This is a genomic window from Pseudomonas mandelii (assembly GCF_900106065.1).
In the GTDB taxonomy this organism is placed as follows: domain Bacteria; phylum Pseudomonadota; class Gammaproteobacteria; order Pseudomonadales; family Pseudomonadaceae; genus Aquipseudomonas; species Aquipseudomonas mandelii.
Genome location: NZ_LT629796.1, coordinates 1,641,942 through 1,664,515, shown reverse-complemented (window position 1 = coordinate 1,664,515; position 22,574 = coordinate 1,641,942). Strand labels below are relative to the sequence as shown.

Annotated in this window: 20 protein-coding genes; 14 read left to right on the top strand and 6 right to left on the bottom strand. The window is 60.3% G+C overall.

What is annotated here, in order from left to right:
• Positions 1–162 precede the first annotated feature (162 nt).
• The 7 genes from BLU63_RS07530 to BLU63_RS07500 are packed head-to-tail and all read left to right on the top strand — an operon-like array spanning position 163 to position 8,342.
• Positions 163–1,920, top strand: coding sequence for a carbamoyltransferase family protein (locus BLU63_RS07530; RefSeq protein ID WP_010464288.1), 1,758 nt, complete (start codon positions 163–165; stop codon positions 1,918–1,920).
• Positions 1,904–3,034, top strand: coding sequence for a glycosyltransferase (locus tag BLU63_RS07525; protein ID WP_083375196.1), 1,131 nt, complete (start codon positions 1,904–1,906; stop codon positions 3,032–3,034). Before BLU63_RS07530 ends, BLU63_RS07525 begins: the two co-directional genes overlap by 17 nt.
• Complete coding sequence (locus BLU63_RS07520; RefSeq protein WP_083375195.1) at positions 3,034–3,930, top strand: antimicrobial resistance protein Mig-14; 897 nt, start codon at positions 3,034–3,036, stop codon at positions 3,928–3,930. Before BLU63_RS07525 ends, BLU63_RS07520 begins: the two co-directional genes overlap by 1 nt.
• Positions 3,931–3,938: 8 nt before the next feature.
• Positions 3,939–5,372, top strand: a complete 1,434-nt coding sequence (locus tag BLU63_RS07515; protein WP_083375194.1) for a PIG-L deacetylase family protein — start codon at positions 3,939–3,941, stop codon at positions 5,370–5,372.
• A gap of 53 nt (positions 5,373–5,425) precedes the next feature.
• Positions 5,426–6,310 (top strand): DUF6625 family protein, encoded by an 885-nt coding sequence (locus tag BLU63_RS07510; protein WP_083375193.1) that lies wholly within the window; start codon positions 5,426–5,428, stop codon positions 6,308–6,310.
• The gene (locus tag BLU63_RS07505; protein WP_077747658.1) at positions 6,307–7,461 is read left to right on the top strand and encodes a glycosyltransferase family 4 protein; all 1,155 of its coding nucleotides are present in this window, start codon (positions 6,307–6,309) and stop codon (positions 7,459–7,461) included. The genes BLU63_RS07510 and BLU63_RS07505 overlap by 4 nt, the downstream gene beginning before the upstream one ends.
• A complete protein-coding gene (locus tag BLU63_RS07500) occupies positions 7,458–8,342 on the top strand; it encodes a glycosyltransferase (RefSeq protein ID WP_010464275.1) in 885 nt (294 codons plus the stop codon). The genes BLU63_RS07505 and BLU63_RS07500 overlap by 4 nt, the downstream gene beginning before the upstream one ends.
• A 101-nt stretch (positions 8,343–8,443) precedes the next feature.
• On the opposite strand, the gene BLU63_RS07495 is transcribed toward BLU63_RS07500, so the two are convergent.
• Complete coding sequence (locus tag BLU63_RS07495; RefSeq protein ID WP_077747679.1) at positions 8,444–9,661, bottom strand: acyltransferase family protein; 1,218 nt, start codon at positions 9,659–9,661, stop codon at positions 8,444–8,446.
• Positions 9,661–11,343 carry a bifunctional O-antigen ligase/aminoglycoside phosphotransferase family protein gene (locus tag BLU63_RS07490; RefSeq protein WP_231990946.1) on the bottom strand — a complete coding sequence of 561 codons (1,683 nt, stop codon included), beginning with the start codon at positions 11,341–11,343 and terminating at the stop codon, positions 9,661–9,663. The genes BLU63_RS07495 and BLU63_RS07490 overlap by 1 nt, the downstream gene beginning before the upstream one ends.
• Before the next feature lie 51 nt (positions 11,344–11,394).
• Here BLU63_RS07490 and BLU63_RS33280 point away from each other — a divergent pair, with 51 nt between their 5' ends.
• The 5 genes from BLU63_RS33280 to hldE all read left to right on the top strand — a co-directional run bounded on the left by BLU63_RS33280 (position 11,395) and on the right by hldE (position 16,464).
• Positions 11,395–11,643 carry a hypothetical protein gene (locus BLU63_RS33280; RefSeq protein WP_224795494.1) on the top strand — a complete coding sequence of 83 codons (249 nt, stop codon included), beginning with the start codon at positions 11,395–11,397 and terminating at the stop codon, positions 11,641–11,643.
• Between the two features lie 33 nt (positions 11,644–11,676).
• Positions 11,677–13,479, top strand: coding sequence for a lipid A export permease/ATP-binding protein MsbA (gene msbA, locus BLU63_RS07485; protein ID WP_083375191.1), 1,803 nt, complete (start codon positions 11,677–11,679; stop codon positions 13,477–13,479).
• Between the two features lie 158 nt (positions 13,480–13,637).
• Positions 13,638–14,342, top strand: a complete 705-nt coding sequence (locus tag BLU63_RS07480; protein ID WP_077747661.1) for a sulfotransferase family 2 domain-containing protein — start codon at positions 13,638–13,640, stop codon at positions 14,340–14,342.
• Entirely contained in the window at positions 14,335–14,940 is a 606-nt protein-coding gene (cysC, locus tag BLU63_RS07475; protein WP_083375190.1) for an adenylyl-sulfate kinase, read from the top strand. The genes BLU63_RS07480 and cysC overlap by 8 nt, the downstream gene beginning before the upstream one ends.
• 102 nt (positions 14,941–15,042) lie before the next feature.
• Positions 15,043–16,464 (top strand): bifunctional D-glycero-beta-D-manno-heptose-7-phosphate kinase/D-glycero-beta-D-manno-heptose 1-phosphate adenylyltransferase HldE, encoded by a 1,422-nt coding sequence (hldE, locus tag BLU63_RS07470; RefSeq protein WP_010464267.1) that lies wholly within the window; start codon positions 15,043–15,045, stop codon positions 16,462–16,464.
• 160 nt (positions 16,465–16,624) lie between these two features.
• On the opposite strand, the gene BLU63_RS07465 is transcribed toward hldE, so the two are convergent.
• From BLU63_RS07465 to BLU63_RS07450, 4 genes are all read right to left on the bottom strand, one after another.
• Positions 16,625–17,590, bottom strand: a complete 966-nt coding sequence (locus BLU63_RS07465; RefSeq protein ID WP_010464265.1) for a hypothetical protein — start codon at positions 17,588–17,590, stop codon at positions 16,625–16,627.
• Between the two features lie 32 nt (positions 17,591–17,622).
• Positions 17,623–18,435 carry an aldo/keto reductase gene (locus BLU63_RS07460; RefSeq protein WP_083375189.1) on the bottom strand — a complete coding sequence of 271 codons (813 nt, stop codon included), beginning with the start codon at positions 18,433–18,435 and terminating at the stop codon, positions 17,623–17,625.
• On the bottom strand, positions 18,432–19,607 hold the full coding sequence (locus BLU63_RS07455; RefSeq protein ID WP_010464260.1) for an NAD(P)/FAD-dependent oxidoreductase: 1,176 nt from the start codon (positions 19,605–19,607) through the stop codon (positions 18,432–18,434). The genes BLU63_RS07460 and BLU63_RS07455 overlap by 4 nt, the downstream gene beginning before the upstream one ends.
• Before the next feature lie 241 nt (positions 19,608–19,848).
• On the bottom strand, positions 19,849–20,181 hold the full coding sequence (locus BLU63_RS07450) for a DMT family transporter (protein WP_010464258.1): 333 nt from the start codon (positions 20,179–20,181) through the stop codon (positions 19,849–19,851).
• Between the two features lie 103 nt (positions 20,182–20,284).
• Here BLU63_RS07450 and BLU63_RS07445 point away from each other — a divergent pair, with 103 nt between their 5' ends.
• Positions 20,285–21,205, top strand: a complete 921-nt coding sequence (locus BLU63_RS07445; RefSeq protein WP_077747665.1) for a LysR family transcriptional regulator — start codon at positions 20,285–20,287, stop codon at positions 21,203–21,205.
• Positions 21,198–22,478, top strand: a complete 1,281-nt coding sequence (gene waaA / locus BLU63_RS07440) for a lipid IV(A) 3-deoxy-D-manno-octulosonic acid transferase (protein ID WP_010464254.1) — start codon at positions 21,198–21,200, stop codon at positions 22,476–22,478. The genes BLU63_RS07445 and waaA overlap by 8 nt, the downstream gene beginning before the upstream one ends.
• Positions 22,479–22,574: the final 96 nt, after the last annotated feature.

The following is a 22,574-nucleotide window of genomic DNA, read 5'->3' as shown; positions in this document are numbered from 1 at the left end:
GCTGTCAACGCGTGAGCTTGCTGCTTGCCACTTCCCGCTAGAGGCTTGCCGTCGCTTTTAAGCTATAATCCCGCCCTTTAGCTGTCTCTCGCCCCTTGCGAGGGGCACATCAATTTTTGAGGCGCTTGTCGCCTGCATGCAGACTAAAGAGGCTAGACCCCTGTGGCATTGACGATTCTTGGCCTGTCCGGCGCCCTTAGCCATGATCCTTCAGCAGCCTTGTACATCGACGGCAAGCTGGTCGCGGCGGCTGAGGAAGAGCGCTTCGTACGCGATAAACATGCAAAGAACCGCATGCCTTACGAATCGGCGAAGTTCTGCCTGGAGCAGGCAGGCATCAAGCCGTCCGACGTTGACGTGGTCGCGATTCCGTTCGCCCCGATCAGCATTTTCGGCAAGGCTCGCTGGCAGTACGCCAAGCGTTACTGGTACGCCCCGGACCGCGCACTCGACGCGATCCTGATGGGCAACCGTCGCTACAAGCGCTATCGCAACAAGATCGTCTGGTGCCTGGAGCAACTGGGCTTCGATCCGAAGAAAATCAAGATCGAGCCGGTTGAACACCACCTGGCCCACGCTTCCAGCGCTTATCACTGCTCGGGTTTCAAAGAGAAAACCGCGATCCTCGGCATCGACGGCAAGGGCGAGTACGCCACGACCTTCTTCGGTTATGGCGAAAACGGCAAGATCCACAAGATCAAGGAATTCTTTGATCCGGACTCCCTCGGCGGCCTGTACGGCGCGATCACCGAGTTCCTCGGTTTCGACATGCTGGACGGTGAGTTCAAGGTCATGGGCATGGCGCCGTACGGCGATGCCAGCAAATACGATTTCTCGCGTCTGGCCTCGTTCGAGAACGGCGAACTGGTGATCAACACCGACTACGCCAACGTGATCGGCCTGCGCCGTTATAAAGAGAAGGGCAAGGGTTACTACTTCTCGCCGAAGCTGATCGAGTGGCTGGGGCCGAAGCGCGAAGGCGACATCGCCGACGAGCCGTACATCCACTACGCCGCCAGCATTCAGGCGCTGTTCGAAAAAATTGCGCTGCAGATGATCGACTACTACCTGGGCGACGTGCTCAAGGAAACCGGCAAACTGGCCTACGCCGGTGGCTGTGCGTTGAACGTCAAGCTCAACCAGAAAATCATCGCCCGTGACGACGTCAAGGAGCTGTTCGTACAGCCTGCTTCCGGCGATGCCGGCACCGCAGTCGGCGCAGCAGCCTACGTGTCCAATGCCCGTGGCGTGCCGGTCGAGAAGATGGAACACGTCTACCTCGGCCCGTCGTACAGCAACGAAGACGTGGTCGCCGCGTGCGCCCGTCATCCGAGCAAGCCGGTCTGGCGCAAACTCGAAAACATGCCGGAAAACATCGCCAAAATCATGGTCGACGGTAACCCGGTAGCCTGGTTCCAGGGCCGCATGGAGTTCGGTCCGCGGGCCTTGGGCGGTCGTTCGATCATCGGTTGCCCGAGCGCTGTCGGCGTGGCTGACCGGATCAACCACCAGATCAAGTTCCGCGAGCGCTGGAGGCCTTTCTGCCCGTCGATGCTCGACACCGTGGCCCCGCAGATGATCAAGATCGATCACCCGGCGCCGTTCATGACCTTCACTTTCGAAGTGGCTGAAGAATGGAAGACCCGCGTGCCGGAAGTCGTCCACGAAGACGGCACGTCCCGGGCCCAGGTGCTCAAGCGCGAATACAACCCGCGTTATTACGACATGATGAAGGCGCTGGAAGTGCTGACCGGCAACGGCGTGTCGCTGAACACCTCGCTCAACCGTCGTGGCGAGCCGATGATCTGCTCGCCGACCGACGCGCTGAACATGTTCTTCGGTTCCGATCTACAGTATCTGATCATGGAAGACATCCTGGTGGTCAAAGAGGGCGCCAACGCTTATGACACGCTCGGCTGAACGCCATGTGTTGCAGTTCTGCCACGGCTATGACGGGCCGTTCCTGGACTGCGCCCGGCAGTACGCCAGCCTGTTCGCGGGGACCGGTTATCGGGTGACCACGGTCTTTTTGACCGGGGCCGCCGATAGCGAAGTCGCCGCGAACTGCGCTTCCGATGAAGTGCTGTTCATGGAATACAGCTCCAAGGCCATTCGTGGCCTGAAGCTGGGCGCCATCAGCGATCTGCGCAAGATCGCCGCCTCGCGCAATTTCAGTTTCTGCATTGCTCACCGCTTCAAGCCGATCTACATCGCCTTGCTCGGCACCTCGCTGCCGGTGATTGGTGTGCATCACGCGTTTGGCGATTACAAACGCGGCACCCGCAAACTGTTCGCGCATATTTTCCGCAAGCGCCTGAGCCTGCTCGGGGTCTCCGATGCGGTGCGTGACGACATGCGCCGTTGCCTGCCGAAATGGCCGGCCGGGCGGATTCAGACGCTGTATAACCGTGTCGATGTGCCGGCGTTGCAAACCAGCCAGGTGTCGGTGCGCGAGGCCCGGGAAACCCTCGGCCTGTCGGCGGATGCCTGGATTGTCGGCAACGTCGGACGGCTGCACCCAGACAAAGACCAGACCACGCTGCTGCACGGATTTGCCGAGGCATTGCCGGGCTTGCCGGGCAACAGTCAACTGGTGATCCTCGGCAGTGGTCGCCTGGAGGAGGACCTCAAGGCTCTGGCCCGGGAACTGGGTATCGGCGACCGCGTGTTGTTCCTCGGTCAGGTGCCGGATGCCCGTCGTTATTTCCGTGCCTTCGATGTGTTTGCCCTGAGTTCTGATCACGAACCGTTCGGCATGGTGCTGCTGGAAGCCATGGCCGCCGGTGTACCGTTGCTCGCCACCGCGTGCGGTGGGGCCAAGGAAGTCGTCGAAGGCGTCGGCATTCTGTTCCCGTTGGGCGATGCCGAACGCCTGGCCCAAGGGCTGCAACACCTGGCCGCGATGGACGACCAGCAACGTCACCAGTGTGCCGAGCTGATGCTCGATCGCCTGCGTGAGCGTTTCTCCGACCGCGCGGTACGCGATGCTTTCTGGCATTTGCCGCACGTCACTGAACTGGCACCGAGGGGCTGATGCTCAACCGATTTCAAGGCTGGCGCGAACGGGGCTGGGCGGTGGTCGACGCCTCGACTTATGCACAGGCCTGGCAACGTTTTGGCGGCAGCGTCGCGACCCATCCTCTGGTAGTTGAACGTCTGGCACAGTTGGCCGGGATCCCGGTGCGTTACCTGGCCTGGGAAAAAAACGGTGAAGTTAAAGCCGCCATCCCGACCTGGGGCCGCGACCTGGCGCTGTCCAAAGACGTACTCAAGCGCCGTGGTAAAAAAGGCTTGTTCGACCTCGGCAATGCCGAGTTGATCCTGCCGGCCGCCGCCGATGCGCAGGCGCCGCTGCGCCATCGCGGACGTTATTTGTCGGCGCTCAATGAAGGCCGTTTCACCGGCATCAAGCTGCAGACTGAGCAACTGGCGATGGCCCGCACGCCCGAAGAGTTGTCGAAGAAGTTTCGCTACAACCAGCGCCGTGAATTGCGTCTGCTGGAAGAGGCGGGCGGGGTGGTGCGGCCGGTCGCCGAGTTCTCCAGCGCTGAGCTGGGCGCGATCTATTGCGACCTGTTCCAGCGTCGCTGGGGCTTCCCGGCCACCGGCGCCGAGCGCATGGGCGAGGTGATCGAGCTGCTGCGGGACTTGCTGATCGGCTCGGTGATTTTCCTCAACGATGCGCCGATTGCGATTCAACTGGTGTACCGCGTCGAGGCGCCGGAGTGGATCAGCGTCGAGTACATCAATGGCGGTGTCGATCCCGAAACGCGCGAGTTCAGCCCCGGCAGCGTGCTGAGTTTTCTCAATACCCAAAGTGCCTGGGAACACGCCCGCGCCCTGGGTAAACCCTTGCGGTTCTCCTTCGGCCGCGCCGACCGGGAATACAAGGACCGCTGGTGCAATCCCGTGCCGGTCTTCACCGTGTGAGTGAACCCATGAGCCGCAAACAGCAACTGCTCAAGCGCCATCGGCGCAACAAACGCATCGGCCTGTTGATCGCGCTGGTGCTGTTGATTGCCATCGGCGTGCTGGTGGCGTGGTGGTTGCCGCTGGTACTCGCGGTGCTGGGCTGGATTGCCCACGAGGCATGGTTCGCCGACCATTTGTTCTATTCGCCCAAAGACGATTACCAATACAGCTTCCCGCCCTACACCCCGCAGCCCAAGGTGCATCTGGACGGTGAGCGGTTACGCCTGGACGAAGGCGTGATGCTGGTCGACGACGCAACGCTGGTGTTGGCGCTGCGGGTAAAAAGCACGTGGCTGGGGCGCTTTATCGACCCGGTGGTCGAGTTGTTGGGTGGCGACAATCCGGACCGGCAAACCTTTGAGCGCGGTGTGAATGGCCTGCGTTACCTGAACCTCAGTGGTCAGGCGCAAGTATTGTCGCGGGGCGAGTTGCGCCTGCACGGACGCTTCTGCCGCTTGCTCGGTGAGCCTGTGCTGTGGGCGCTGGAACAACCGAATTACCGCCGCCAGCGCGTAATGGTGATCGCCCCTCATGCCGATGACGCCGAACTGGCCGCCTATGGTTTATACAGCCAGGCCGATGAAGCCTGGATCGTGACCCTCACCGCCGGTGAAATCGAAGCCGAGCATTATCAGCAGATCGGCCTGAACAAGGTCGAGGCGGCGCGGCTCAAGGGCCGTTTGCGCGCCTGGGACAGCATCGCTGTGCCGCGTTGGGCTGGCGTGCCTGAAGCGCATTGCGTGCAACTGGGTTATTTCTGCCTGCAACTGGCTGCGATGCAGGCCGCACCGGCGAAGCCGATGGGTTCCCGTGAAGCCGAATTGAGCGACACCCGCGTGTATCGCCAGTTGAATCCATTTGCCCTGCCGGGCGACGTCGACGGTGCTCCGACCTGGAACAACCTGCTGGCCGATCTGCGTGAACTGATACTGCGCGCGCGCCCTGAAGTGATCGTGCTGCCGCACCCGACGCTCGACCCGCATCCCGATCATCTCTGTGCCCAGCAAGCGGTCCTCGAAGCCTTGCGAGGCCTGGAATGGCAACCGACCACCTTGCTCGGCTACGCCAATCATCTGCACGATAACGATCGCTGGCCGATGGGCGATGCGGGGCATGGCATCGCGCTGCCGCCGGCCTTCGACTCGACCACACCGATGCAGCCTTGCTGCCTGCCGCTGTCGCTGGACCTTCAGCGTGATAAAGCCATGGCACTGGGCATGATGCATGACCTGCAACCGCCCATGCCGTTCAAGCGACGTTTGCGTCGGTTGATACAGCGTCTGCTGGCCCGTAGAGTGCCGCCCCTTTATGGCGAAAACGAATTTTTTCGCAAGGCGGTCAGACGTCATGAATTGTTATGGCTTTTGAATCATGATGAAACATCTCGACAGCAGAAATGAAGCACTTCGCTGTCTAGCATGGCCGCGTCTTAAACCACTGCAGTGATTCTTCTGTGATCAACCCACGCCCGCGTATTGTTTTTCTGATTCCGTATTTCGGCCAATGGCCGTTCTGGATGCCGTTTCTCCTGGAAAGTTGTCGTCGCAATGCCGATATCGACTGGTTGCTGTTCAGCGATTGCGGCACGCCCGATAACCTGCCACCCAACGTCACCGTCGAGTTCATGACGTTCAGCGAATACTGCGGGTTGGTGTCAAAACGGCTGGGCATCGATTTTGCACCGGATACAGCTTACAAGCTTTGCGACATCAAGCCGGCGCTGGGGCATATTCATGCCGACCGCTTGCAAGGCTATGACTTCTGGGGGTTCGGCGATATTGATCTGGTGTATGGTGACCTGCGAAGTTACTTCACCCCTGATCGTCTGGCCGGTTATGACCTGTTCTCGACTCACGAGCGGCGGGTAGCAGGGCATCTCTGCCTGATGCGCAACAACGCCCGCAAACGTGAGTTGTTCATGCAGATGAAGGACTGGCGAAAGCGCTTCACCGATCAGGAGCATCATGCGCTGGACGAGGGCGCATTCAGTCGGATCTTTCTCTGGCGCAAGAATTTCCCCGAGCCTTTGTTCACTTTGGTGGGCAAGTTCAATCCGTGGCGTCGGCGCAGCGAATTCACCGAGGCGTTCAGCACGCCGGGTGGCTGTATCAAGTGGCACGACGGCACGGATGATTTTCCGCAACGCTGGTATTGGCGTAATGGCTGTTTGAGTAATGATCGCGATGGCGATCGCCGGTTTCCGTACTTTCATTTCGTTTGCTGGAAACGCAACGAGTGGTCACGGTTGCCTCCACCCGATCCAGCCGAGGTCAGGCGTATTGCCGCCGAACCGGCCTGGGTCATCGATGCGACAGGTTTTCACCGGGGAGAGTTATGAGTCAACGGTCAAAGGTTCTGCAATTGCAGCCTGACTACAACGTCAAAGCCCATGATTTTGCCGACCTCGCGGAGCAGATCGTCAAGGCGCTGCCGAGTGATCGCTATGAGGTCACGGCGGCATTCCTGCGTGGCAAACCCGGGCCGGGCGAGGCTGTGAGCCGGGCCGACCGTTCGGTGTACTTCGAGTTTTCCGACAAGTCCCTCAAGGGCATGCGCCTGCGGGCGATGTGGCAGCTGTACAAGTTTTGCCGCGCAGAAAAATTCGACGTGGTGATTTGTAACCGCTTCAAGCCGGTAAACATGATGCTGACGCTCAACCGCTGGTTGAAGGTCCCGCTGTGCATCGGCATTTCCCACGGTTTTGGCGAGTACGACCGGTTTTACCGGCGTCGCCAGACCCAGCGCCTGATCGATCGTCACTGGCGCTTCGTCGGTGTGTCGCCGGCGGTCAAGCAGTACCTGTTGGACTGTGACTGCGGTTTCACCGACCAGAATACCTACGCCATTACCAACGCCATCGACATCGAGCAGGCCGAAGGCTTGCAGCACAGCCGCGAGCGTGCCCGTGAACTGCTGGGCATCGATCCGTCGGTGCGCTTGATCGGGGCGCTGGGTCGCCTGGTGCCGGTCAAGGGTCACACCTATCTGTTGCAGGCGTTTGCTGCCCTCAAAGACAAATACCCCAATACCCAGCTGGCGATCATCGGTGCCGGCCGCGAAGAGTCGCGCCTGAAATCCGAAATCGAAAGCCTGGGCCTGACCGGTCGCGCGCACCTGCTGGGCTTCAAGGAAATCGCCTTGCAGTACATTCGCGCGTTCGACATCTGGACCATGCCGTCCCTGGCTGAAGGCCTGGGACTGGCGCTGCTCGAAGGCATGAGCGGGCATCTGCCGGTGATCGCCTCCAACGTGCCGGCCATGCTGCCGTTGATCGAAGGTGCCGGCGGGTTGTCGATTACGCCAAAAGACGTGCCGAGCCTGATCACGGCACTGGATAACTACCTCGGGCTGTCGGATGACGAGCTCAAGGTCAAGGGCGAGCAGTCCTTCCGTTATCTCCAGGAACAACATGACATCGAGGTGTTCCGCCAGGAATACCTGAACCTGATCGACTCCGGCCTGGAACAGGCCCGCAAGGAACAACCATGAGCGACGCGCAACCTCTCGTAACCGTCATCATCGCGTCGTACAACCACGCTCGCTACATCGAGGAAAGCATTCTCAGCGTCCTCAACCAGACCTATAAGAACATCGAGCTGCTGGTGGTCGACGACGGCTCCAAGGATGACAGCGTCGAGCGGATCAAGGTGTTGCAGGCGCAGTACGGTTTCGATTTCCAGGTTCAGCAGAACCAGGGGCTGACCAACACGCTCAATGGCGCCATTGCCCGTTCAAAGGGCAGCCTGATCGTGCCATTCGGTTCCGACGACATCATGCTGCCGGAGCGCATCGCGACTCAGGTGGCGTACATGGATGGCAAGCCCGAGGTCGGTATCTGCGCCGGCAACATCGAGCTGATCGACGCCGACGGCAATCTGTATCCCGAGAAGCGTCAGCGCCGTGATGTGCCGTTCCGTCGTCTGGATTTCGATGACATGTTCCTGGAGCGCAAACCCTATCCGCCCGCGCCAACCCTGATGATCCGCCGGGAAGCGCTGGACAAGGTGGGTGGGTTCGATCCGAACATCCGACTGGAAGACTTGCTGATCGAGCTGAAGGTGACCCGTGCCGGTTACTTTATCGATGGCCTGAATGTGCTGATGGCGCGCTATCGCAAGCACGCCACCAACTCCTACAAGAACCACCGCTTCATGGTCGACAACATCCTGCGCTCCTACGCGCTGTTCAGCGATCATCCGCTGTACGACGAGGTGCGTTACAAGTTCCTCAGTTCTATGTTCCTCAAGACCGCCAACCGTGACCGCAAGCTCGCCCGCGAGCTGCTGGCGCAGATCCCGTTCAGGGCCTGGAACAAGAAGACCTGGCGCGGTCTGGGGCGGCTGTATTTCTCGCCGCTGGAAAAAGACTAAGGTCGTATCGCGATCTGTGCAGCAGCTGGCGAAACCTGCGTCCGGTTTTGCCAGCTGCTACGGAGGATGCGTTATCAACTTTGGAAAGGGGGCTGTTCGCTTCAGCGAGCGACCTTCTCCGTCAGGCTCTTTTCGGCCTTTTTGCCTTGGCGCAGCCACTGCAAGAGTTTGCGGCCGGCCGACATGCCTGGCTTTTCTATGTACAAGAACGTCAGGCTACTGATGACAATCAGCAGGCACGTGCATACGGCCAGCAGCGACAGATAGGTCCAGGTGTCACGAGCGTCCAGGTCCATCACGAGCGGCAGGCGTTGCACCATCACCCAAAGCACGAACCCGTGCAGCAAATAGGTGCTGTAGCTGATTTCCCCGAGCCAGCGGATGCTGCGCGGCTTGAGAGCGCCGAACAGGGTGTTTCCAGAGGCCACGATGACAAAAAACAGGGAAAGCAGCAGCAGTGGCAGCAGGTTGAACGCGCGGTTGAATGCCGTAAAGGCAATCGCCAGCGCCAGCAACGCGATAATCCCCGCCTGTCGCGTCTGACCCCAGGCCATCAAGTGTGGGCGGCGTATCCAGTACGCCGCACCAATGCCGCCCAGGAAACTCGCCAGAAAGTGCTTCTTCAGTGAGTGCTCCCACCCGACCAATTGGTACAGAGCGTAAATGCCGATCAGGCACAGCACCACTTGCAGCCAGCTGCCGCGATAAATGAAGACCATGCCGGCCAATGGCAGCGCCAGATAGAAAAACACCTCGTAGCCCAGGGTCCAGGTGACGTTGGAGATCAGCATGCCGGTTTGGTGGTACTGGTTGACGTCCGGCCGGTCGAACGTCAGCCAGGCCAGTATCTGCCCGGCCAGTCGGATGCCGGGGTCCTTGAGTTCCCAGTCCTGCAAATAGAACACCGTGACAAATACAATCAGCATCAACGGCAGGTACAACGGGTAGAGGCGAAACACCCGAGAGACTGCGAAGGCCAGCCAGTCGTGTTGACGTCCCTGAGTGAGCAATCGGTTCCAGAACAGAAAACCGGTGATCATGAAAAACAGCGCGACGCTTCCCTGGCCCAGCTGCGAGTAGAAGTTGCTTGGCGGAAATTCGATAACGCCGGTGCGCAGGAAGATCCAGGTGATGACCGAATGGTGCACGAACACACCAAACGCCAGATAGCCGCGTAGTCCGTCAATGCTGGCATAGCGGCTTTCGCCGGAATGCTCCAGGTGACGGGTGATTTTCGGAACGGCGCGCAACAACAGGGCGGCGGTCACGATGGCCAGCAGGTAGGCTGCCAGCGCAATGAACGGATTGGTTTCAGTCATCAATGAGTCCGAGCCGGGGAACTCCCGGCCAGCACTTGCCTGTGCAGGTTATCGACAGCGGATTTCGACGCCATCATGGCGTATCCCTGGAGCAGTGCTTCGAAATGGTCTTCGAACAACCAGCGCTTATCCACCGTGTAGCGCTGCATATGGCGCAGATTACGCTGACGCAGGGACAGGCTCAGCGACGAAGGATAGATGCGCATGTCGGCGACATCGATCAGGCCGAACTCGCCATCTTCCAACACCAGCACGTTACCCAGATGCAGCGAGCGGAAATAGACGCCCTGTTCATGCAGTTGCGCCATGAACTTGCCGAACCGCTCCACCAGCGCCTGGCGTACCGCCGGTGCGGTAATGCCTTGCAGCACCTGACGCAACGTATTGCCCGGCAGTGGCGAGTAGTGCACGGCGCTGCTGCCATCGTCGAGCCGATACAGGTCAAGGATTTGCGGGGTGGGAATGCCGAGGTTGCGCAATTGCTCACTGTTGACCGCAAAGCGTTCGGAATAGGGGTTGAAGTTACCCGAGGTGTACCAGCGGCGGCGCCGGAACAGCTTGAGGAAGCTGCCATCGACCAGACGCAGCACTTTGGGGCCCAGACCATCTTCTTCAATCACCTGCGCATTGGCAGTCATCGTATGCATGACGGTCGATTTCAGTGACTTGACCGGCATCGCCAATAAACGTTTGGCGCGCTGGTTAATGCTCAGCGCAGCGATCAGCGCCAACGGAATCCACAGCAGGAACCAGTGTTCCTTCGGTCGGGAAATGATCCCGCCACCTTCGGTCAAACCCGCGCCGATGCCGAATACCAGCCAGGTGGATGCAATGATGAACAGCGGTTGCACGCGATGGCGCCAGCTGCTCAGCAAACCCCAGGCTTGAAAGAACAACCACGGCAGAAGGCCGAGAATGCCGACGTAATAGAGCACGCCCAATACAAAGCTGTGAGGCTCCTGAAAATTCGTACCAACCCCAGGGTCGATGGCCAGGTCCGCGTTATAGCCATGCCCGATCCACGGGTGATCAGCAATTTTGTTCAGGGCCAACTGCCAGATTTCAAAGCGATAGGAGTCGCCGCGTTCGATGATCATCTGCGAGAACAGTACGGTCACCGTTGCCCCACTGATGAGCAGCGCGCCGAGCAAGACCACGGACCTGCGACCCCAACAAATGAAACTCAGCCACAGTGACGCCAACGTCAGTGCAACCAGAGGCGTTCTTGACCCCGTTTCAAGCACCGCAGCGAACATGATGACCATCGCCGGGATGCTCAGCCAGAGCACTTTCCGGCACTTGCAGGTCATGCTCAAACTCAGCCAGTACGCGCAAAAAAAGCCGAAGATGTGAGAACTGAGCAAAGGATTGTCGAACGCGCCGCCACCTATCAGCCGCAGCCCGGGCTCGTAGACTCGAGCAAAGAGGCATAAGTAGTAAGCCGTGCCGATCAGGGCGACCATCGAGGCGCTGAACAACAGCGGCTGAACGATTTCACTGCGATAACGCACCAGCAAGTAACAGCCTGCAAACAACAACAATGTATGCAGTGGCGGCTTGAACTGACCGATGCTTTTGTTTTCAGGGCCCCAGCACAAACTCACCAGCGCCCAGGCTGCGAACACCAGCACTGCGACGAAGATCGGTTCGCGCAGCAATTCCTTGAATTCACGGGGCCGCAAGCAAAGGGCAATCAGCGCTGGAATGCTGAACAGGCCATAAAAAAGCTTGTGATGCAGACTTCGTCCCGGCAGGAAAAACAGCGCGCACAAAAGCAAAAAGTAGCCGACCGGAAGAATCCAGAGGCAAATGAAATCGAAGACTCGATTGGATACGCTATTGAAACCGCTGAGTTGCATGCTGAGAGATTCAATCCTGAAGTTGATCGGCCATTTTGGAGCGATGGCTATTTGATGCTTAATCTGACGCGTAACAATAACAGCCTTTATGCGATTGCCAGAACCCTGAGGAAGCTGTGCTAAAGTCAGCGTCCTTTTTATCGACATTCGCGTGATATGACCGACTCCAGTCTCTCCGCAAGCCCTTCGAGCTTGAAAATCTACTTCCGCCTGCTCGGCTATGTCCGGCCGTATATCAGCCTGTTTCTGATCAGCATCGTCGGTTTTCTGATTTTCGCTTCGACGCAGCCAATGCTCGGCTACATCCTCAAGTACTTCGTCGACGGCCTGTCCAACCCCGAGGCAGTGCTGTTTCCAACCGTGCCTTACCTGCGAGACCTGCAACTGCTGCAGGCGGTGCCGTTGCTGATCATCTTGATCGCCGCATGGCAGGGGCTGGGATCTTATCTGGGCAACTACTTTCTGGCCAAGGTTTCCCTCGGGCTGGTCCATGATTTACGTGTGCAGTTGTTTAATAACCTGCTGGTTTTGCCCAATCGGTATTTCGACAAGCATAACTCGGGTCATCTGATTTCACGTATCACCTTCAACGTGACGATGGTCACCGGGGCGGCAACAGATGCGATCAAGGTCGTAATCCGAGAAGGCATGACGGTCATCTTCCTGTTCGCCTCGCTGCTGTTCATGAACTGGAAGCTGACGCTGGTGATGGTTGCGATCCTGCCGTTGATCGCGGTGATGGTGCGCACCGCGAGCAAGAAATTCCGCAAGCAAAGCAAGAAAATCCAGTTGGCCATGGGCGACGTGACGCATGTGGCTTCGGAAACCATCCAGGGCTATCGCGTGGTGCGCAGCTTCGGCGGCGAAGTCTACGAAGAAAAGCGCTTTTACGAGGCCAGCCAGGGCAATACTGACAAACAACTGCGCATGACCCGTACCGGCGCCATCTATACGCCGTTGCTGCAACTGGTGATCTACAGCGCCATGGCGGTGCTGATGTTCCTGGTGCTGTACCTGCGCGGCGATGCGTCGGCCGGTGACATGGTCGCCTACATCACCCTGGCCGGCCTGCTTCCCAAGCCGATCCGTCAATTGTCCGAAGTCAGCTCGACCATCCAGAAAGGTGTGGCCGGTGCCGAGAGCATCTTCGAGCAGCTGGACGTCGCGCCGGAAATCGATACCGGCACGGTCGAGCGTGATGCCGTCAGCGGTCGTCTGGACGTGCGCCACTTGAGCTTCACTTACCCGGACACCGATCGCCAGGTACTCGACGACATCAGTTTCTCGGTCGAGCCGGGGCAAATGGTGGCACTGGTCGGGCGTTCGGGCAGCGGCAAGTCGACCCTGGCCAACCTGATTCCGCGTTTCTATCACCACGACAAAGGCGAGATCCTGATCGATGGCGTTGAAGTGGAGCAGTACAAATTGCTGAACCTGCGCAAGCACATCGCCCAGGTGACCCAGCACGTGACCCTGTTCAGCGACACCGTGGCCAACAACATTGCCTATGGCGATCTGGCGGGGGCGCCCCGTGAAGACATCGAAAAAGCGGCAAGAGACGCCTATGCGATGGACTTTATCGCGCAGTTGCCCGAAGGCCTGGACACTCAGGTCGGCGAGAACGGCGTGTTGCTGTCCGGCGGTCAGCGCCAGCGCCTGGCGATTGCCCGTGCGTTGTTGAAGAACGCTCCGTTGCTGATTCTCGACGAAGCCACTTCGGCCCTCGATACCGAGTCCGAGCGGCATATTCAGGCGGCACTGGACCAGGTCATGAAAGGCCGGACCACACTGGTGATCGCTCACCGCTTGTCGACCATCGAGAAGGCGGACCTGATTCTGGTCATGGACCAGGGCCGGATCGTCGAGCGCGGCACCCATGCCGAACTCCTGGCGCACAATGGCTACTACGCCCGACTGAATGCCATGGGCCTCGACGCCCCGGCGGAAGACATCGCCTGACCCTTGTTCACCGGGCATGCAATGCGCCCGGTGATTTGTATCAAGACCTTTACCTTCCTTGACCAAACCTGAATAAAACTACGCTTCGCGCTTGTTAATGTTCCTGAACGAACCTTGACTTCAATCGAGAGGGCCATCCCTTTCGCGCGGGTGCTTTCATGTTGCAACGTTATCTCTGGAAACTCCTGCCCAAGCCGCAACGGGCTTTCCTGCTGGGGCGCCTGTCGGTGGTCGACCGTCAGGTGGTGAACAAGTCAATGTCGGCCAACCTGCATTTTCCCAAGGCCTTCGAACAGCGCTCCTGTCTGTTCATTCATGTCCCCAAGTGCGCCGGAAGCAGCGTCTGCGCGGCGCTGTTCGATAACTGGAGCCCGGGTCACTTGCCGCTGTACTGGTACGAACAACAGTTTCCCGAGCAGTTCGCCGCCTGTTTCAAATTCGCTTTCGTTCGCGACCCGTTGGAGAGGGCCTATTCCGCCTACGCGTTTTTGCGAGGCAACGCGTTGGGACCGCGCGATCACGCGGCGCAGAAACTGGTCAGCCATTACCGCGACTTCGACGACTTTGTCGGTCGCTGGCTGCACCCTGAAACGATCCGCCAGCAGCTGCATTTCGCCGCGCAGACGGATTTTCTCACCGACTCCCTGGGGCATCTTGCGTTGGACTTCATGGGTTACCAGGAGCATCTGGAGCGGGACTTCCAGCTGGTCTGCGAGCAATTGGGACATTCGGCGTTGCTGCCGCACGTCAACAGTTCCCGGCAGCGGCAGTCGATGCCGGCCCGTGACTTCTGCTCGGTTCGGACCCGTCGGCTGGTACGGCGGGCGTACCAGCGTGATTACGAGCTGCTTGGTTATGAATGAGGTGCTATCCATGCCCGCTTGCGCCATCAGACCTTACAATTTGTCGCTGTCGAATGAAGCCCGGGCCTCGATCAAGTCCCAGCGACCGCGCTGCCTCTGGCTGACGGGGTTGTCGGGGGCGGGCAAGTCGACCCTGGCCAACGCCCTTGAGCTGCGGCTCAATCAGTTCGAGCTGCACACGTTTCTACTCGATGGCGATAACTTGCGCGCTGGTTTGTGCCGTGATCTGGGGATGGGAGCGGATTGTCGCCGGGAAAACATCCGGCGCATGGCCGAGGTGGCGCGGCTGATGGTCGATGCCGGCCTGATTGTGATCGTTGCGGCGATCTCGCCCTTTCGCGCCGAGCGTGAGGCCGCACGTCGTTTATTCGCCAAAGGCGATTTCATCGAGGTGTATGTCAGCACGCCGTTCGCGGTGTGCGCGCAACGCGACCCGAAAGGTTTGTATCAGGCTGCACGGGAAGGGCGCATCAAGGACTTCACCGGCATCGACAGCCCGTACGAGGCGCCGCTGTCGGCCGAGTGCGAGATCGATACCGAGGCACTGGGCCTGGCAGACGCTTGCCTTCGACTGACGGCATTTTTGCTCAATAATTGATCAGATTTACCTGTCGAATCATCCCGTTGCAGCCGTCGCGCAAGCCTGCGCCAACCCTGTGGTAATATCGCGCCCCTGTTCATTTTGTATGTGGGTTGCTCCATGAAGTTGTCCATGCCGCGATTCGATCAAGCCCCTGTCTTGGTGGTCGGCGATGTCATGCTCGACCGTTACTGGCATGGTGGTACCTCACGGATTTCCCCTGAGGCGCCGGTGCCGGTAGTCAAGGTCGAGCAAATCGAGGACCGCCCGGGCGGTGCCGCCAACGTTGCGTTGAACATTGCCGCCCTCGGCGCACCGGCCTCGCTGGTTGGCGTGACCGGCGACGATGAAGCTGCCGACAGCCTGGCCAATAGCCTCAAGGGCGCTGGCGTGCGGGCGTTGTTCCAGCGCATTGCGCACCAGCCGACCATCGTCAAGCTGCGGGTCATGAGCCGTCACCAGCAATTGCTGCGTATCGACTTCGAAGAACCCTTCGCCACCGACGCCCTGGCGCTGGGCGAGCAGGTCGACGAACTGCTCGAAGGCATCAAGGTGCTGGTGCTGTCCGACTACGGCAAAGGCGCACTGAAAAACCATCAGGTGCTGATCCAGGCCGCCCGTGCCCGTGGCATTCCGGTGTTGGCCGATCCCAAGGGCAAGGACTTCTCGATCTACCGTGGCGCGAGTTTGATCACGCCGAACCTCAGCGAATTCGAAACCATCGTTGGCGGTTGCGCCGATGAGCATGAGCTGGTCAGCAAGGGCGCGCAGTTGATGCACGACCTTGACCTCGGCGCGTTGCTGGTGACCCGTGGCGAGCACGGCATGACCTTGTTGCGCCCGGACCATCCGGCGCTGCACCTGCCGGCTCGTGCGCGTGAAGTGTTCGACGTGACCGGTGCCGGCGACACGGTGATTTCCACGCTGGCGGCCGCGATTGCCGCGGGCGAAGAGCTGCCACACGCGGTGGCCCTGGCCAATCTGGCGGCGGGCATCGTCGTCGGCAAGCTCGGTACGGCGGCGATCAGTGCCCCGGAACTGCGTCGTGCCATCCAGCGCGAAGAAGGTTCCGAGCGCGGTGTGCTGGGCCTTGAGCAGTTGCTGCTGGCGGTCGACGATGCGCGAGCACATAAAGAGAAGATTGTTTTCACCAACGGCTGCTTCGACATCCTGCACGCCGGCCACGTGACCTACCTCGAGCAGGCACGCGCCCAAGGCGATCGTCTGATCGTTGCGGTCAACGACGATGCCTCGGTCAGCCGCCTGAAAGGGCCGGGTCGTCCGATCAATAGCGTCGACCGTCGCATGGCCGTGCTGGCCGGTCTGGGCGCCGTGGATTGGGTGATCAGCTTCCCTGAAGGCACCCCTGAAAACCTGCTGCGCGAGGTCAAGCCGGACGTGTTGGTCAAGGGCGGGGATTACGGGATCGACCAGGTGGTCGGCGCGGACATCGTGACCGCTTACGGCGGAACCGTGAAAGTACTGGGGCTGGTGGCAAACAGTTCGACTACCGCAATAGTCGAAAAAATCCGCAATAACTGAAGACGACGCGGTCACTGTGGTGAGGGAGCTTGCTCCCTCTGGGCTGCGAAGCGGCCCCAAAACCATACACCGCGTGATTTCAGGGAATACTCGTTAGCCGGTGCGGCTACTGCGTAGCCGAGCGGGAGCAAGCTCCCTCGCCACACAAGCACTCTTGTTCCTATCGCACTGCCTTACGCGGCACAATCTTCTTCAGCAATTGCTTCGCCTTCCCGCGTAACCGGGCCAGACCCGAATCCTTCCCCGGCGGGCTCAACCCCTGCTGCCGTACCCAATCCTTCCAGCGAATCCGCTCATCGCGCACCAGCCAGCCTTCCTGCTGGGCAAAACTCTCTGCCAGGTACAGCCCGCGCGTACTCGCCGGGTACAGCTGATCCTTTTTCAAGGTATACAGCTCGGCCATCGGCTGGCCGTCCTGCAGCGGCATCAAATACAAATCGGGGCGCTTGCGATCGAGCCGGGCCACCAGCTGATCGCCCTCCAGTCGCTCATCGACATGAAACAGGCTCAGGGACTTGGCTTCCTTGGGTACGTCCAGGCGCAAGTCATAAATCAATTGCAGCGAAGCCGTCGGCAAATGCACGTAAGCCCGCGGACGTTCGATCAACTGCATCTTGGCGCAACGCACAGGCCGCGCGGAGCCGGACAACGGCGTCAGGCGAAAGGGTAATGCCTCGCGATAATGCAGCGCCGAGGAGTAGGGCGCCGGCAGCCAGGTGTCATTGAAGCGTCCACCGAGCCAGCCTTCGGGGGTTTCCAGCAGGCACTCTTCGGCGATCTCCTGGATCGCCGTATGCAGTGGCAGGTTCAGCTCGTGGGCTGGCACGTAACCGGAGATTAACTTGAGCACCACATCGCCGCGGTCTTGCCGGCGTTGACGCACCAAGACCCAGTAATCGCGATTCTGCCAATGCAGGGTCAGGCGCACCGAGACCCCAAGGTTGGCCAGTTCCAGCGAGAAGCGCTCAGTGTCGGGCACCGTCACCGGGCGGCGACGTTGCAGGGTCTGGGAGAAATTGAGCGGCATCCCGACGCTCTGATAGCTCAAGCCTTCGGGAGTCGCTTCGACGTACAACGGCAGGGTCTTGAAGTTGCTCGGGTTCTTTCTTATGAGCGTGCGCGGCATGTCGGCTCCTGCTTAAGGCCGCGTGGGCGGCATCAGTTTCTACGTAGGACCTGGGCAACGGTCGCGACGTTGTGGGCGAGGTGCAGCGGATTGATGGTCCCGACAATAGCACTGGCAACACCCGGATGTTCAAACAACAACTCGAAGCTGGCGCGCACCGGGTCCACGCCCGGACTCAGGCAGACGTGACCGCTGGCGAGGGCTTTTTTGACCAGAATGGCTTTGCCGTGAGCAGCAGCATAGTCAATGACCGGCTTCTCGCTCTGTTCGTTCAGATTGTAGGTGACCATGGCGCAATCACCCTGTTCCAGAGCCTTCAAACCCCCTTCGACGGTTTTGCCGGAAAAACCGAAGCCGCGAATCTTGCCTTCGGCCTTGAGCGCGGCGAGGGTCGCGTAGACCTCGCTGTCGTTGAGAATTGCCAGGTCGTTGCCGTCGGAGTGCACCAGCACCAGATCGATAACATCTGTTTCCAGGCGTTGCAGGCTGCGCTCCACTGAACGTCGAGTATGGGCGGCGCTGAAGTCGTGACTCGACTGGCCGTCGGCAAATTCTTCGCCGACCTTGCTGACGATTACCCAGTCCTCACGCTGACCACGCAACAGCGGGCCGAGGCGCTCTTCACTGCAGCCATAAGCCGGGGCGGTGTCGATCAGGTTGATGCCCATATCGCGCGCGAGTTTGAGCAGCATGCGCGCTTCGTCATCGCCGGGAATCTGGAAACCGTTGGGGTATTTGACGCCTTGGTCGCGGCCCAGTTTTACCGTGCCCAGGCCCAGGGGCGAAACCATCAGGCCAGTGCTGCCTAGGGGGCGGTGCAGGTCGTGCAGGGTCTTTATGCTCATGGCAGCAGTTGCTCCCAGGCTGGAACGCAAATCGGTGGTTTTGGCAAGTCGGGCAGCGGCGCTGGATGGCTTGGCTGGATGCCGTCACGCTGTAAAGACGCGATGACCCGGTCGGCGAAGTCCGGCGCCAGTGCCAGTTTGGTCGGCCAACCGACCAGCAGCCGGCCTTCTTCGGCAAGGAAGGCATTGTCTGGGCGCGTCAGTCCCGATTGCAGCGGTTCGGCGCGATCCACACGCAAGGTGGCCCATTGCGCGGTGCTCAGGTCGATCCATGGCAGCAACTGGCCGAGTTCTTTCTGCGCTGTGGCGATTTGCTCGGCGGGTTCACGGGCAACCCCTTCGGCTTCAGCGATATCGCCGCCCATGTACCAGACCCATTGGCCATCGGCGGCAGGATGGGTGGTCACGGTCAGGCGCGGTTTGGTGCCGCCGCCCAGGCAGTGGGCATACAGCGGTTTGAGGCTCGGGCCTTTGGCGATGATCATGTGCAACGGCCGGCGCTGCATGGCGGGCTGGCTCAGCCCCAGGGCGTCGAGCAGCGTCGCGGTGCCGGCACCGGCGCTGAGCACGATGCGCTGGGCGCGGATCTCACGTCCGTCGACCTTCAGGCCCACCAGAACCCCCGCCTCCAGCAACGGTTCGATCTTCTGACCGGCGAGCAGGCCATCACCGGCCAGGTCGGCCAGGCGCTGGATCAGGCTCGGCACGTCGATGACCAGTTCCGCCAATCGGTAAACCTTGCCCTTGAAGCGCTTGTCTTGCAGGGCCGGCGGCAGTTGGTCGCCCTTGACCTGATCGACACGGCCACGCACGGCTTTGCTGGCGAAGAAACTGGTGAGGTTGCCAGCGAGGGTGCCAGGGGACCAGAGGTAATGGGCTTCGGACAGCAAGCGCACGCCGGTCAGATCCAGCTCGCCGTCGCCGGCAAGGGCTTCACGCCAGCGGCGTGGCATGTCGGCGATGGCTTCCGAGGCACCGGTCAGGGCGCCATGCAGCGCGTACTTGGCGCCGCCGTGGATGATGCCCTGGGACTTCACACTCTGCCCGCCGCCGAGGCTGGCGCTTTCCACCAGCACGGTCGAAAAACCCTGGCGGCGCAGGCGCGCATTCAGCCAGAGGCCGGCGACACCAGCGCCGACAATCAGAACGTCGGTGGAAATAACGGATGGCATGCAGCGACCTCAGTGTTCAAGACGAGGGCGCAGTATACAGACTCGAAGATTGGAGGTTTTATTGCTGATCAACAGAGGCTATACGCAGGACCTGTGGCGAGGGAGCTTGCTCCCGTTGGGTCGCGAAGCGGCCCCCAAATCTAACGATGCGGTTATTCAGATAAACCGCATCAGGCTATTTACGACTGCTTCGCAGCCGAGCGGGAGCAAGCTCCCTCGCCACAGGGGATGGGGGTGACAGTCAGTGGCCAGCGGTTTTGGAGAAGAGCTGGATGACGACGACGCCCAATACGATCAACGCCATCCCCAGCATCGCCGGTACATCCAGTTTCTGCCCGTAGATAAACAGCGCCGCGATGCTGACCATCACGATGCCCAAACCGGCCCACACCGCATAAGCGACGCCCACCGGAACGCTGCGCACCACCAAGGTCAGCATCCAGAAGGCAATGCCGTAACCGACAATCACCAGAATCAGCGGCAGCGGGGTGCTGAAGCCTTTGACGGCTTTCATTGAAACGGTCGCGATCACTTCGGCGCAGATGGCAATGGCCAGGTAGTAGTAAGCGGTCATAGGTGCATCCTCGTGTGAAGTGTTGCTGTCTGAGTTCGGCATTCTAGAGATTCTCCAGATGCGGTAAAGTCATTACCTATCTGTTCTGAAGATGGGTTGACTCATGAGCATGCAATGGAATCTGGAGCAGCTGCGCCTGTTTGTCAGCGTAGCGGAGCAGCGTTCGTTTTCTGCCGTAGCACGGGTTCAGCGCAAGGCGCAGTCGGCGGTCAGCAGTTCGATTGCGCTGCTGGAGGAAGACCTCGGCGTCAGCCTGTTCGACCGCAGCAGCGGCCGGCAGCCGAAACTCACCGAGGCCGGCAATGCCTTGCTGGAGGAGGCGCGGGAAGTCTTGCGTCAGTGCGAGCGCCTGAACGGCCGGGCGCTGGCGATGATGCGCGGACAGGAAGCGCGTTTGCGCGTGGCTCAGGATGAGGCGATGCCCTATCAGCCGATCATCGAAAGCTTTGCAGCCCTGGCCGACAAATTTCCCAGCCTTGAAGTGCAGCTGACCAGTGCCGCTCAAGGTGATGTGGCGCGCAAACTGGTCGAGCGTCGGGCCGATCTGGGACTGTTGTTTTATCACGACCAGATCCCCGAAGCGCTTGAGCGTCGGGTGCTCGGCAGCGTCGAAATGCTCACCGTATGCGGCGTGCGTCATCCCCTGGCGAAACAGGCGCACGTTGATTGTCAGCAACTGGCGCAGCACCGTCAGTTGCTGATGTCCACGCAGTCCAGCGTCTATCCCGGCAGTGAGCCGGCCAGTCCGCAGGTCTGGCGGGCCGACAGCTTCTACGTGATGGCCGAATGGCTGGTGCGCGGCCTCGGCTGGGCCTGGCTGCCGCGGCACGTGGTGCAGTACCCGGCGTATCAGGACCTGATGGTCGAACTGGACAGCGAATGGACCCCGCCGGCGCTGGTTGTTGAACTGGTCTGGCGCCGTGATGAACCCCTCGGCCCGGCGGCTCGTTGGCTGGCAGAACGTTTTGCCGTGCATTTGCGGGCGATCGGCGAAAAAACCGATAAACTCCGCCGCCATGAATAGAACTCTCTACACCGCGCTGTTTTACTTGGGGCTGCCATTGGTAGCTATTCGGCTGTGGCTGCGTTCGCGCAAGGCGCCGGCGTATGCCAAACGCATTGGCGAACGCTTCTCCCTCGGCCTGCCGACGATGAAGCCGGGCGGCATCTGGGTGCACGCGGTGTCCGTGGGCGAGAGCATTGCCGCAGCGCCGATGATTCGCGCCCTGCTGCAACGTTATCCACAGCTGCCGATTACCGTGACCTGCATGACCCCGACCGGTTCGGAGCGCATCCATGCCCTGTTTGCCAACGAGCCGCGCATCCAGCACTGCTATTTGCCTTACGACTTGCCGTGCGCGGCGGCACGGTTTCTCGATCGGGTCCAGCCGAAACTGGCGGTAATCATGGAGACCGAACTCTGGCCGAACCACATCCATCAGTGCGCCAAGCGCGGGATTGCGGTGGCGTTGGCCAATGCGCGATTGTCCGAACGTTCGGCCAAGGGCTATGGCCGCTTCCGGAAACTCACCCAGCCGATGCTTGCCGAGATGAGCCTGTTCGCGGTGCAGACCGAAGCCGAAGCTCAGCGCTTCCTTAACCTGGGTGCGCGTGCGGACACTGTCGAAGTGACCGGCTCGATCAAGTTTGACCTGACCATCGATCCGCAATTGCTTCTGCGCGCCACCGAATTGCGCGCGCAATGGCAGGCGCAGGAACGCCCGGTGTGGATCGCCGCGAGTACTCACGAAGGTGAAGACGAAGTGGTGCTGGCGGCCCATCGTCAGTTGCTGGCCAATCATCCCGATGCGTTGCTGATTCTGGTGCCGCGTCATCCAGAGCGTTTCAACTCAGTGTTCGCCTTGTGCCAGCAGCAGGGATTCGCCACGGTGCGTCGTTCCTCCGGCGAGCCGGTCACGGCTAATACGTCGGTGTTGCTGGGCGACACCATGGGTGAGTTGCTGTTTCTTTATGCCTTGGCGGACAGCGCGTTTGTCGGCGGCAGCCTGGTGCCGAACGGCGGGCATAACCTGCTGGAACCGGCGGCGCTGGCCAAACCGGTGCTGTGCGGCCCGCACCTGTTCAACTTCCTCGAAATCGCCGCACAATTGCGCAGCGCCGGGGCGTTGCAGGAAGTGGAGGATGCCGAAGGCCTGGCGCTGGCGGTACAGCGGCTGTTCGAATTGCCGCGCGATGCGCAGCGAATGGCGGAGGCTGGGTTGAAAGTGATGCGCACCAATCAAGGCGCGTTGCAGCGGCTACTGGATGGGTTGGGGCGGTTGATCGACTTGACTTGATACCTGTGGCGAGGGAGCTTGCTCCCGTTCGGCTGCGAAGCAGTCGTCAGTCCGGCTTTCTCGGTGTGTCAGGAAACTGCGAGTTGCAGGAGTTGG

What these genes read in the sequence shown, in the direction of transcription:
- BLU63_RS07500 (WP_010464275.1), top strand. Translation starts at nt 7,458, where the DNA reads ATGAGCGACGCGCAACCTCTCGTAACCGTCATCATCGCGTCGTACAAC.
- BLU63_RS07525 (WP_083375196.1), top strand. Translation starts at nt 1,904, where the DNA reads ATGACACGCTCGGCTGAACGCCATGTGTTGCAGTTCTGCCACGGCTAT.
- BLU63_RS33280 (WP_224795494.1), top strand. Translation starts at nt 11,395, where the DNA reads ATGCAGACTTCGTCCCGGCAGGAAAAACAGCGCGCACAAAAGCAAAAA.
- hldE (WP_010464267.1), top strand. Translation starts at nt 15,043, where the DNA reads ATGAAGTTGTCCATGCCGCGATTCGATCAAGCCCCTGTCTTGGTGGTC.
- cysC (WP_083375190.1), top strand. Translation starts at nt 14,335, where the DNA reads ATGAATGAGGTGCTATCCATGCCCGCTTGCGCCATCAGACCTTACAAT.
- BLU63_RS07480 (WP_077747661.1), top strand. Translation starts at nt 13,638, where the DNA reads ATGTTGCAACGTTATCTCTGGAAACTCCTGCCCAAGCCGCAACGGGCT.
- BLU63_RS07445 (WP_077747665.1), top strand. Translation starts at nt 20,285, where the DNA reads ATGAGCATGCAATGGAATCTGGAGCAGCTGCGCCTGTTTGTCAGCGTA.
- BLU63_RS07520 (WP_083375195.1), top strand. Translation starts at nt 3,034, where the DNA reads ATGCTCAACCGATTTCAAGGCTGGCGCGAACGGGGCTGGGCGGTGGTC.
- BLU63_RS07495 (WP_077747679.1), bottom strand. Translation starts at nt 9,661, where the DNA reads ATGACTGAAACCAATCCGTTCATTGCGCTGGCAGCCTACCTGCTGGCC.
- msbA (WP_083375191.1), top strand. Translation starts at nt 11,677, where the DNA reads ATGACCGACTCCAGTCTCTCCGCAAGCCCTTCGAGCTTGAAAATCTAC.
- BLU63_RS07455 (WP_010464260.1), bottom strand. Translation starts at nt 19,607, where the DNA reads ATGCCATCCGTTATTTCCACCGACGTTCTGATTGTCGGCGCTGGTGTC.
- waaA (WP_010464254.1), top strand. Translation starts at nt 21,198, where the DNA reads ATGAATAGAACTCTCTACACCGCGCTGTTTTACTTGGGGCTGCCATTG.
- BLU63_RS07515 (WP_083375194.1), top strand. Translation starts at nt 3,939, where the DNA reads ATGAGCCGCAAACAGCAACTGCTCAAGCGCCATCGGCGCAACAAACGC.
- BLU63_RS07460 (WP_083375189.1), bottom strand. Translation starts at nt 18,435, where the DNA reads ATGAGCATAAAGACCCTGCACGACCTGCACCGCCCCCTAGGCAGCACT.
- BLU63_RS07505 (WP_077747658.1), top strand. Translation starts at nt 6,307, where the DNA reads ATGAGTCAACGGTCAAAGGTTCTGCAATTGCAGCCTGACTACAACGTC.
- BLU63_RS07465 (WP_010464265.1), bottom strand. Translation starts at nt 17,590, where the DNA reads ATGCCGCGCACGCTCATAAGAAAGAACCCGAGCAACTTCAAGACCCTG.
- BLU63_RS07450 (WP_010464258.1), bottom strand. Translation starts at nt 20,181, where the DNA reads ATGACCGCTTACTACTACCTGGCCATTGCCATCTGCGCCGAAGTGATC.